This is a genomic window from Runella sp. SP2, assembly GCF_003711225.1.
Lineage (GTDB): Bacteria > Bacteroidota > Bacteroidia > Cytophagales > Spirosomataceae > Runella.
This window is the reverse complement of record NZ_CP031030.1, coordinates 394,708-408,182: the sequence shown is the minus strand read 5'-3', so window position 1 is coordinate 408,182 and position 13,475 is coordinate 394,708. Positions and strand designations below refer to the sequence as shown.

Sequence of the window (13,475 nt, the reverse complement as noted above, 5' to 3'; positions counted from 1 at the left end):
AACCTTTATCATGCGCTATCCACACCTTCTAATGACCCAAATGAACCATTATTTGTTAAACGCACTAAAACGGCTACTTTATTACTTCGTTACTTGTTATTCTGGGCTGGTTTATGGACAAACCTCCTCAACATTTGACAACATTTCTCCGAAACAACTGGCTAAGTTCAAAGCCGCAGGGGTGGTTAGTTACCGTGATTTTGGCGCCAAAGGAGATGGCAAAACCGACGACATGGATGCCATCGCCGCAACTCATGCTTTTGCAAACACCAACGGGCTCAAAGTCAAAGCCGACGCCAACGCCACTTATTACGTGAGCGGCAAAGAGCGGACGGCGATGATTCAAACCGATACCGATTTTGGCACGGCCGCCTTTATCATCGACGATACCGACGTCCAAAACCGCAATGCGTCGGTATTTACCGTCAGCTCTAACCTCCAGTCGTTTAAGCTTTCTACCATTTCTTCCCTCAAGCGGAACCAGAAAAAAATCGACGCGTCCTTGCCAAGTACTTGCCTTATAACCGTCACCAATTCCAACGTGAAGCAGTACATTCGGTTTGGGTTAAATCAAAACAACGGCTCTTCACAAACCGACATTTTTGTGGTTGACAAAAACGGTAACGTTGACATGAATGCTCCCATCATTTGGGATTTTGACCAAATCACTGACATGAACGTGTTGCCCATCGACGAAAAACCTTTGAAAATCACGGGAGGACGCTTCACAACCATTGCTAACAAAGCCGAATCAAAATATACCTATTATAGCCGAAACATTGCCGTTCGTCGGTCAAATGTTCTCATCGAAGGACTCGAACACCGCATCACGGGCGAGGGCGAAAACGGCGCGCCTTACGGCGGATTTATCAACGTCGGTGACTGTGCCTACGTCACCGTCAAAAACACCTTGCTGACGGGCCACCGCACCTACAGTACCATTGGCGCGGCAGGAAAACCCGTTTCGATGGGCACTTACGACCTGTCGGTCAATCGGGCGGTGAATGTGTCTTTTGTCAATTGTACCCAAACCAACAGCATCGACGACAATACGTATTGGGGCATTTTGGGCTCCAATTTTTGTAAAAACCTGCTGTACGACCGCTGTACACTCTCGCGTTTTGACGCGCACCAAGGCGTAGCCAACGCCACCATCCGCAATTCCACCCTCGGGCACATGGGCATCAATGCCATTGGAAGCGGCACATTTTTGGTCGAAAATTCCACCATTCGCGGTCGCAGCATCGTCAACCTTCGCTCCGACTACGGCAGCACGTGGCAAGGCGAGCTCATCATTCGCAACTGCGTTTTTGTCCCCGCAGGCGGCAAGCCTACCAGCGCCGACCTCATCAGTGGGTCATATTCTGGCTTGCACGATTTTGGTTATACCTGCTACATGCCCGAACGCATCACCATCGAAAACCTCCGCATCGACGATTCGCAGCACCCCGACAACTACCAAGGCCCTGCCATTTTTGCAAATTTTAACCCCCAGCTGACCGACAGTTCCTACCAAGAGAAATTCCCCTACGTCATCACCAAAGAGGTCGTTCTTCGCAACGTCACAACGGCCAGTGGGAAGGCCGTGCGGGTTAGCAACAACTTGTTTATGTTTAGGAATGTGAAGGTGACGACAGCCCCTTAATCATTTTTAATCCTTCCTTTTATTCTTCTGTTTTTGTTCCGAGCACGGCTTTTGTTTCGTAACTCGCATGGTTTTGTTATGCGCTTCTATTTTTGCAAAAAAACACCTCTCCACCCAAAAAAAAGCCCATTTGTTCAAAATGAGGAAAAGAATGTTCAAAATGAGGAAAAGAATTTCGTAACTATTCTGAGAGGGTACAAATAAAAAAAATCAATTGTTCAAAATGAGCAAAAGAATGTTCATTTTGGATTAACGGCCAATGCCCACAACCCGCCAAATTTGTATCATCATTCTATTCAGCAAAACACCTCTCTTTTTAATGGTTAAGATATTGCTTTAACTTTTCAAAACGTATGGAAAACTCTTAATTCCACTTCCACTTTGGTTTGCCCTACTCTAAAAAGGTCACCTACAAAAGGTGTCTAGGCGATAGCCTTGTCCTTCTCTGGTCACCTTCTATTTGAACTTTCGTGGTAGAAAGAAAAGGAGGAAACTGGGGGTTGTTTGACGAAACATCCCTCCCCTCCTTTGGCTGCCTACCCGATTTGTGTTTTTATCAACCTTCATAATCATTCTTTTCTACCCATGAAAAATTTCTTACTTCTTGTCTTAGCCTTATTAGTAAATCAGGTTTTATTCGCAGGAACCAAACCGACGGCCTGCAACCAAGTAGCCACTTCCACCGAAACCATGACTTGGAATGGTTCAGTAAGTACTGATTGGACTGACGCCTGCAACTGGTTTCCCAGTGGGGTACCAGGCGCAGGGAATTCGGTCGTTATCCCTAATACGACTAATGACCCTGTGGTAACTTCCTCTGTTAGTGTAAAACACATACAAATCCTTAATGGGGGGCGGCTCACAATTAATAACACAGGTACCCTTGATATAAGCCTGTTTAGCATTACAGGAATTATTCTTGAAACAGCATCCACCTTAATCAACAACGGCATCATCAACTTTTCCTCTACCGCAGTCAATATATTTGCAATGGTGGTAAACTCAGGGAGCACAGTTACGAATACAGGAACAATGAACGTTTCGTGCCGCTTCGGAATAGACAACCTAACTGGCGCCACATTCAACAACAACTCCTGCGGAAAAATCATTTTAACCGCCGAAAACAACAACGACTTCCGTAACGAGGGGACGTTTAACAATAATGGTTTGCTACAGGTCTATTGGTGGTTACACAACTCAGGTACAATTACTAATAACGGTGTCCTCAAATACGAAACCTTGAACAATAATGGTACTTTGAACAACAATCGAATTCTAATTGATGATAACGAATCACCTTTTTTTACTTTTGGTGCCAGCAACAATGCAACCGTCAATGGAATTTATACTGATGCAGCGGCAACACTTTCGGCGGGCTCATTTACCCAAGCTACGAATAACTTTTCCCCTTCTCCGTCGCTTCCTGGCGGTGAACAAACACTCTATGCTAAAATCACCCTCTCTGGGGGTAGTTGTGTGCTCATTGTTCCATTTTTATATACCAACAACATTCCCCTCCCTGTCATTACTGCCAATCCCAACTTCGTAGTAACCTGCCAAGGCACTAGCGCTTCTTTTTCCATTACGGCGACGGGAGCTACTTCTTATCAGTGGCAAGTAAGTTCCAACGGGGGTGTTAACTGGAGCGACTTGAGTAATGCCACACCTTACTCCAACGTCACGACCCCAACCCTTACCATTAGCGACGTAACAGGCTTGAACAACCGTCGGTATAGATGCGTGGCTACCAACAGCGGAGGAAGTACCGAGTCAAACGCAGCCATCTTGACGGTCAGCTCGCCTTCTTCTACGATCCCAGTAAACGTTACATGGCAAGGAACAATCAGTAACGACTGGAATGTCGCCTGCAACTGGAACCCAGCCAGTGTGCCAGGAGCAGGGAGCAGAGTAAACATACCTGATACACCCAACGACCCTGTGATTGGTACAAATGCGACTGTTTCGCAAATTATTCTTCTGGAAAACGCTCAACTTACAGTCAATAGTGGAGCATCTTTAAACATCACGATTGGCAACGGTTACGGTTTATTTTTGGAAAGTGGCACTACTTTCACTAATAACGGGACAACAACCCTACAAGCTAGTTCGGGCGAAATGTATGGTGCTTTTTACACTGAAGATGCCACTAATGTCACTATCAACAACAACGGCAATATAATCGCCCAGCCCTATGAAGCAGCATTTGGAGCATACCAAAGTACCATGACCGTCAACAACGCTTCCAATGCTACTATCACTGTAAATGGCTCAGGAACAGCCTTTAGCACTTTCAACTCAGCAGGAAATATAGCACTTACTAACAATGGCAGTATCCTATACAATGGCACAACCCGTCTATTTCACGACCTCAAAGGCTCTATTACGAACAACGGCCTGATAAAATCAACCAGTGGAATGGGTGTTTTCTTTTCCCTACCCATTACCATAACAAATGCCGCTTGTGCTCAGTTGATTGTCGGGGCAGGCGATGTATTCTCCAACACAGGAACTGTCATCACCAACAACGGCTACTTATACATTGCGGGAGAATTTAATGGCCAAGCCAACTTCACCAACAACGGTGTGTTTAAGTGCAGTACACTTTATCCTTCTATTAGCATTACGAACCACCCACAATCTTCCCTCATTGTTAACAATTCAGTGCCAATTTTTGCCTATGGAGGCAGTCCTGCCTCGTACAATGGCGTCATTAATGGCATTTTTACAGATGCAGATGCCACCAGCTCAGCAGGCACATTTAATAGTCCCAACTCATTCACTCCTTCAAATACCTTGCCAGCAGGCTCACAAACGCTCTATGCTAAAGTCACACCTAGTGGCAACGCTTGTAGCTATATTGTCCCCTTTACTTACACACTAGTACCTACCGTAACCGTAAGTCTCTCACAATTCTCTATTTCGGAGGATGGTGCATCAGATGGAACTGTTACTTTTACACTCTCCAACCCCGCTCCTGCTGGCTTTACTGTAAACTTTACCGTAGGCGGAACCGCTACCTTTGGAACTGACTACACACAAACAGGAGCAACCAACTTTACAAGTAGCTCAGGGTCGGTCACTTTTCAAAGTGGCAGTAAAACAGCAACAGTTACTATTGACCCGAGCTTAGATAATCAATTGGAATCCGATGAAACAGTAATCTTAACCATCACCAACAGTACAGGGTATCAACTAGGTAATCCTAGTTCGGGAACATTAACAATACTCAACGACGACGCAACAGAAATTACTATCAGAGGAAATAATAACCTCATTGAAAATCAAAGTACAACCCCTAATCTTAACAATTTTACCGATTTTGGCCCCAAAGGTGTAGCTGGTAGCGTCGAGCGGACATTTAGTATTGAAAACACTAGGAATCTAACTTTACTTCTAACAGGAGACCCACGAGTAGCTATTTCTGGCCCACATGCTAATGACTTCACGGTCATCACCCAGCCACCTGCATCTATATCCTCCAGCGCAACCTTTATCATTCGCTTTACACCTCAAGGACTTGGGGTACGCACCGCTAACATAAGTATAGCAAATAATGACTTAGACGAAAACCCTTACACTTTTACCATACAAGGAACGGGCATTCCACCTTCTCCAGAAATCAACATCAAAGGCAATGCTAACAATATCCTAAGCGGCAACAACCCACCCTCGACGACAAATGATACCGATTTTGGTAATAAAACCATTGGTACAGGCCCTGTATCCAAAACTTTTACCATTGAAAATACGGAGACAGGAAATTTAACACTTTCGGGAACACCTCTTGTCAACGTCACTGGCGCAAATCCCTCCGATTTTCAAATAACGACCCTTCCTAGCGCAACTATTCCCGCTGGAAGTTCGACTACGTTTGTTATTAGCTTTACGCCCAATGCTCCAGGCATTCGCACCGCTATCATCAGTATTGAGAATAACGATAGTAACGAAAACCCCTACACGTTCAACATACAAGGGACGGGTATATGCAATAATCCAACCATCGCCGCGGGGACGCCTACCAACCCCAGCACCTGCGCGGGAAGCAACGGAAGCATTCCGTTTGTGACTACGAATTTGAACGATGGCAGCTATACCCTCAATTACAAAAAAGGAACAACTACGCTTTCGACCACCGTCAATGTCACTAGTAATGCCTTTACCTTGAGTAACTTAACCCAAGGAACTTACTCCGAATTTAGCATTACTCACGCGGGATGTACGGGAAGTGATAACAACTCTCAAACCCTGTCTGAGCCCGCTGCACCTACCATCGCTGCGGGGACGCCTACCAACCCCAGCACTTGCGCGGGAAGCAACGGAAGCATTCCGTTTGTGACCACGAATTTGAACGATGGCAATTATACTTTGAATTACAAAAAAGGAATAACCGCGCTTTCAACCACCATCAGTATCGCCAGCAATGCCTTTACCTTGAGCAACTTAACCCAAGGAACTTACTCCGAATTTAGCATTACCAACGCAGGATGTACCGCCACCGATAACGCCGCCAAAACTTTAAATGACCCCGCTGTACCAACCATCGCCGCGGGGACACCTACCAACCCCAGCACCTGCGCGGGAAGCAACGGAAGCATTCCGTTTGTGACTACGAATTTGAACGATGACAGCTATACTTTGAATTACAAAAAAGGAACAACTGCACTTTCGACCACCATCAATGTCGCCAGCAATGCCTTTACCTTGAGCAACTTAACCCAAGGAACTTACTCCGAATTTAGCATTACCAACACGGGATGTACCGCCACCGACAACTCTGTCAAAACTTTAAATGACCCTGCTGCACCTACCATCGCCGCGGGGACACCTACCAACCCCAGCACCTGCGCGGGAAGCAACGGAAGCATTCCGTTTGTGACTACGAATTTGAACGATGACAGCTATACTTTGAATTACAAAAAAGGAACAACTGCGCTTTCAACCACCGTCAATGTCGCCAGCAATGCCTTTACCTTGAGCAACTTAACCCAAGGAACTTACTCCGAATTTAGCATTACTCACGCAGGATGCACGGGAAGTGATAACAACTCTCAAACCCTGTCTGACCCTGCTGCACCAACCATCGCTGCGGGGACACCTACCAACCCCAGCACTTGTGCGGGAAGCAACGGAAGCATTCCATTTGTAACTACGAATTTGAACGATGGCAATTATACTTTGAATTACAAAAAAGGAACAACTGCACTTTCGACCACCATCAATGTCGCCAGCAAGGCCTTTACCTTGAGTAACTTAACCCAAGGAACTTACTCCGAATTTAGCATTACCAACACGGGATGTACCGCCACCGACAACTCCGTCAAAACTTTAAATGACCCCGCCACCCCTACCATCGCTGCGGGGACACCTACCAACCCCAGCACCTGCGCGGGAAGCAACGGAAGCATTCCATTTGTGACTACGAATTTGAACGATGACAGCTATACTTTGAGTTACAAAAAAGGAACAACCGCGCTTTCAATAACAATTAACGTTGCTAGTAATGCCTTTACCTTGAGTAACTTAACCCAAGGAACTTACTCTGAGTTTAGCATTACCAACGCAGGATGCACCGCCACCGACAACGCCGTCAAAACTTTAAATGACCCCGCTGCACCAACCATCGCTGCGGTTACACCTACCAACCCCAGTACTTGCGCAGGAAGCAACGGAAGCATTCCATTTGTGACCACGAATTTGAACGATGGCAATTATACTTTGAATTACAAAAGAGGAACAACTGCGCTTTCAACCACCGTCAATGTTGCCAGCAATGCCTTTACCTTGAGTAACTTAACCCAAGGAACTTACTCCGAATTTAGCATTACTCACGCAGGATGCACCGCCACCGACAACTCCGTCAAAACTTTAAATGACCCCGCCACCCCAACCATCGCCGCGGGGACACCTACCAACCCCAGCACTTGCGCGGGAAGCAACGGAAGCATTCCGTTTGTGACTACGAATTTGAACGATGGCAATTATACTTTGAATTACAAAAAAGGAACAACCACGCTTTCGACCACCGTCAATGTCGCTAGCAATGTCTTTACCTTGAACAACTTAACCCAAGGAACTTACTCCGAATTTAGCATTACTCACGCAGGATGTACCGCCACCGATAACGCCGCCAAAACTTTAAATGACCCTGCTGCACCTACCATCGCTGCGGGGACACCTATCAACCCCAGCACTTGCGCGGGAAGCAACGGAAGCATTCCATTTGTGACTACGAATTTGACCGATGACAGCTATACTTTGAATTACAAAAAAGGAACAACCGCGCTTTCGACTACAATCAGTATCGCTAGTAATGCCTTTACCTTGAGCAATTTAACCCAAGGAACTTACTCCGAATTTAGCATTACTCACGCAGGATGTACCGCCACCGACAACTCCGTCAAAACTTTAAATGACCCCGCCACCCCTACCATCGCCGCAGGTACACCTACTAACCCCAGCACTTGCGCGGGAAGCAACGGAAGCATTCCATTTGTAACTACGAATTTGAACGATGGCAGCTATACTTTGAGTTACAAAAAAGGAACAACCGCGCTTTCGACAACAATCAGTATCGCTAGTAATGCCTTTACCTTGAGTAACTTAGACCAAGGAACTTACTCCGAATTTAGCATTACCAACACGGGATGTACCGCCACCGACAACTCTGTCAAAACTTTAAATGACCCTGCCACCCCTACCATCGCTGCGGGGACACCTACCAACCCCAGCACTTGCGCGGGAAGCAACGGAAGCATTCCATTTGTGACCACGAATTTGAACGATGGCAATTATACTTTGAATTACAAAAAAGGAACAACCGCGCTTTCGACCACCATTAACGTTGCTAGTAATGCCTTTACCTTGAGCAACTTAACCCAAGGAACTTACTCCGAATTTAGCATTACCAACGCAGGATGTACCGCCACCGACAACTCTGTCAAAACTTTAAATGACCCCGCCACCCCTACCATCGCTGCGGGGACACCTACCAACCCCAGCACCTGCGCGGGAAGCAACGGAAGCATTCCGTTTGTGACTACGAATTTGAACGATGACAGCTATACTTTGAATTACAAAAGAGGAACAACTGCGCTTTCAACCACCGTCAATGTTGCCAGCAATGCCTTTACCTTGAGCAACTTAACCCAAGGAACTTACTCTGAGTTTAGCATTACCAACGCAGGATGCACCGCCACCGACAACTCTGTCAAAACTTTAAATGACCCTGCTGCGCCAACCATCGCTGCGGGTACGCCTACCAACCCCAGCACTTGCGCGGGAAGCAACGGAAGCATTCCGTTTGTGACCACGAATTTGAACGATGACAGCTATACTTTGAATTACAAAAAAGGAACAACTGCGCTTTCAACCACCGTCAATGTCGCCAGCAATGCCTTTACCTTGAGTAACTTAACCCAAGGAACTTACTCCGAATTTAGCATTACTCACGCAGGGTGTACCGCCACCGATAACGCCGCCAAAACTTTAAATGACCCCGCTGTACCAACCATCGCCGCGGGTACACCTACCAACCCCAGCACTTGCGCGGGAAGCAACGGAAGCATTCCATTTGTAACTACGAATTTGAACGATGACAGCTATACTTTGAATTATAAAAAAGGAACAACCGCGCTTTCAACCACCATCAGTATCGCCAGCAATGCCTTTACCTTGAGCAACTTAACCCAAGGAACTTACTCCGAATTTAGCATTACCAACACGGGATGTACCGCCACCGACAACTCCGCCAAAACTTTAAATGACCCCGCAACCCCTACCATCGCCGCGGGTACACCTACCAACCCCAGCACTTGCGCGGGAAGCAACGGAAGCATTCCGTTTGTAACCACGAATTTGAACGATGGCAATTATACTTTGAATTACAAAAAAGGAACAACTGCGCTTTCGACCACCGTCAATGTCGCTAGTAATGCCTTTACCTTGAGTAACTTAACCCAAGGAACTTACTCCGAATTTAGCATTACCAACACGGGATGTACCGCCACCGACAACTCTGTCAAAACTTTAAATGACCCCGCCACCCCTACCATCGCCGCGGGTACACCTACCAACCCCAGCACTTGCGCGGGAAGCAACGGAAGCATTCCATTTGTGACCACGAATTTGAACGATGGTAGCTATACTTTGAATTACAAAAAAGGAACAACTGCACTTTCGACCACCATCAATGTCGCCAGCAATGCCTTTACCTTGAGTAACTTAGCCCAAGGAACTTACTCCGAATTTAGCATTACCAACACGGGATGTACCGCCACCGATAACGCCGCCAAAACTTTAAATGACCCCGCCACCCCTACCATCGCTGCGGGGACACCTACCAACCCCAGCACTTGCGCGGGAAGCAACGGAAGCATTCCATTTGTGACTACGAATTTGAATGACGGCAGCTATACCCTCAATTATAAAAAAGGAACAACCGCGCTTTCAGCCACCGTCAGTATCGCCAGCAATGCCTTTACCTTGAGCAACTTAACCCAAGGAACTTACTCCGAATTTAGCATTACTCACGCAGGATGCACCGCCACCGACAACTCAGTCAAAACTTTAAATGACCCCGCTGCACCTACCATCGCCGCGGGGACACCTACCAACCCTAGCACTTGCGCGGGAAGCAACGGAAGCATTCCGTTTGTGACCACGAATTTGAACGATGGTAGCTATACCCTCAATTACAAAAAAGGAACAACTGCGCTTTCGACCACAATCAGTATCGCTAGTAATGCCTTTACCTTGAGTAACTTAACCCAAGGAACTTACTCCGAATTTAGCATTACTCACGCGGGATGCACCGCCACCGACAACTCCGCCAAAACTTTAAATGACCCTGCCACCCCTACCATCGCCGCGGGGACACCTACCAACCCTAGCACTTGCGCGGGAAGCAACGGAAGCATTCCATTTGTAACCACGAATTTGAACGATGACAGCTATACCCTCAATTACAAAAAAGGAACAACCGCGCTTTCGACCACAATCAGTATCGCTAGTAATGCCTTTACCTTGAGCAACTTAACCCAAGGAACTTACTCCGAATTTAGCATTACTCACGCGGGATGCACCGCCACCGACAACTCAGTCAAAACGATTAACGCTTCTACTGCTCCGATGATGTTCACAGTCACGGGCGGCGGTGTATATTGCACTGAAAGTTCAGGAGTGGCTGTGGGATTGAATGGTTCAGAAGTCGGCATTAACTATCAACTCAAAAAAGACGGTAACAACACGGGGAGCATCGTAGCAGGTACGGGAGCAACAATAAGTTTTGGAACACAGTTGGCAGGTATTTACACAGTAGAAGCTACCCACAATTCAGGAAATTGTAGTGCTACTATGATAGGTAGTGTAACTGTAGCCGTCCAAAACAAACCAACGATTACTTTATCCACGTTACAACAAACCCTAAACGAAGGCAACAACCCAGTTTTGTGCGACACGGATGCCAATCCTGTTAACGGTTTACAGTTTAATGTTTCGGGTTTGTGTGTTTCGGGGTCACCTGTTTGGCGGGTACAAGTGGGCAACACTACATGGAGCGACTGGTCAGCGACAGCCCCAGTTTCCCAGCCGTCCAATAACCAACCCCACCGCTACCAAGCGGCTTGTGACGCCAATTGCGCTTCGACCTATTCTGGCGTGATAGAATTGACGATCAATAACCGCGCATCCGTTCCGCAAAATGTGTCGCTGTTGGTGGATGGCGTAACAGTTGCCGTGGGAGAGACGAAGGAAGTGTGTAGTTTGGTCAATATGCCTCTTACATTTAACGCCAATTGTGCTGCTGGCGAAGTGATTCTTTACTCAGTTGACGGTGGCGAATACAGTGCAGGAGTTCCCGTAGGTTTGGTGGACAATCAATTCCACAACTACCGCGTACGTTGCCGCAAATCAGACGGAACGCCATCTTGCGTGGAATCGGAGTCAGGGGTGATGCGCTTAAAATTGGTGGTAATTCCAGCAGCTCCGACGGTATCACTTTCATCAACAGCGAGTTGCGACGCGACAGCCAGTTTCAGTGGGCAGTCAACTTGTGGAAGCTTGCGCACGGTTTGGTACAATGCCACAACGAACGTGGCACTTCCAAGCCTGCCTTCGACCGTTCCAAGTCAGACGACGTCGTACTACGCTCGTTGTCAGACGGAAAATGGTTGTGTGAGCGAGAAGAGTAATGTCGTAACGTTTACGTTAACGCCAACCCAAGTAGCGCCCGTGATTACGGCTTCGCAAGAGATAGTTTGCACAGGCACAACGGTCACGATTTCAGCCAATTGCCCCGCAGGAAGCCAAACGTTCTGGAATACGGGTGTAACCGCGCCAAGCTTTGAAGTGGCATTTAGCAACGTAACTAAGCAAACCTACTGGGCGAAATGTATTTTTGAAGGTGGTTGCCAGAGCTCAGAGAGTGTTCGCAAGGATGTTTATTGGAATGCTTTTGTGGTAACATTGATCAATATCGGTGAAAGTAAATCAGCGATAAAAACCAACAACCGTTCAGCGTGGAGTAGCCAATTCATCACCCGCGACGGTGGCCCTGAATTGGAGCAGAGTACGCAGGTGAATCCAACCTTATACTACGTTGAAAATGCCAACAAAATGGCGCCTCGTTACTGGACAATCAACGTAGAAGCTTGCGGATTAAGCACTGACGGCTCATTGACATTTGACATGTTGGCAACGCCAGAAATGGGGGTAATTCGTTCCTTCAACACGCACGAGAACAATGCGCCGTATTTCATGTACGCCAACCGCGAGGGCTGGACGGAGCTTTATGCCCAAAACCACCCCGCCTACGGTTTCTACCAAGACAACGGTGCGGGTGGCAATTCGTACGATGCAGGGTTGCCCAAAGGATTATACAAATTGAGTATCCGTTATTGGGATATGAAGGGTTGGGGCAGCATCTATCCTTCAACGCGTAAACCACAAGGCAACGTGCTGGCTTACCAAGAATACTGGTTCCGCATTCAATCGCGAGATGGGGTAGGTGTGGGTGCAGCACGCGTAGCGGAGAGCGAAGAGGCAAAAAGCAAAGGGCAAGGGTCGGATAACGGAAAACAGATAACTGATAACGGCGTCTTTGCCACCGTTCTCCCCAACCCCGTCAGCAACATCCTGCGCTTAAAAGTGCAAGAGAGCAAGGGACAAGTGGTGCAAGCGGCTTTAACCGATGCTTCAGGTCGGGAGGTGTTGCGTCGTCAATTTGTACCCGAAACCAATACGCACCAAGAGGAATTTGGGGTGAGTGAATTGCCTGCGGGAGTGTACTTCTTGCAGGTGAGGACAGAGACAAATAAAGCAACTTTGAAGGTGATAAAATTGCCTTGATTTGTGAAAATGTCAAAAATGAGCTAAAGAAAGTCAAAAATGAGTTAATAAAAATTGAAAGCCCCTCAGAGGGGCTTTTTTTTATTGTCAAAAATGAGCTAAAGAAAGTCAATTTTGGGATAACACCTGTGTTTCACAAATCCCGAATTTTGGTACATCACTTTCACTCGTTTGGACATGAAAAAACGACTGTACTTTTTTGATTACCCTACTCATAATCTTTCATGGTAGAAAGGGAAGGAGGTTTGGGAGACATTTGACGAAATGTTTCTGCCTCCTTTTTCTACTACCGATTCATGTTAAACTCATTTTAAAATTTTCTACCAATGAAAAACTTATTTACACTTACATTTTGGGTTAGCATCATAGCTAGTTTTAGCTCATTAGCCCAAATCCCAGATATGTTAAGTATGCCTTCACTTGAAATTAGCCTCTCAAGGTCTGGTCTTGAACCCAAAATGGATGTTTTCGGCAACGGCTATCTAAT

At 46.8% G+C, this 13,475-nt stretch carries 2 protein-coding genes; both read left to right on the top strand.

The features are described from left to right. The first annotated feature begins 10 nt into the window (after positions 1-10). Positions 11-1,645 (top strand): hypothetical protein, encoded by a 1,635-nt coding sequence (locus tag DTQ70_RS01565; RefSeq protein WP_229600051.1) that lies wholly within the window; start codon positions 11-13, stop codon positions 1,643-1,645. 585 nt (positions 1,646-2,230) lie between these two features. Then, entirely contained in the window at positions 2,231-12,988 is a 10,758-nt protein-coding gene (locus DTQ70_RS01560; RefSeq protein ID WP_122929180.1) for a choice-of-anchor D domain-containing protein, read from the top strand. The last annotated feature ends 487 nt before the right edge of the window (positions 12,989-13,475 follow it).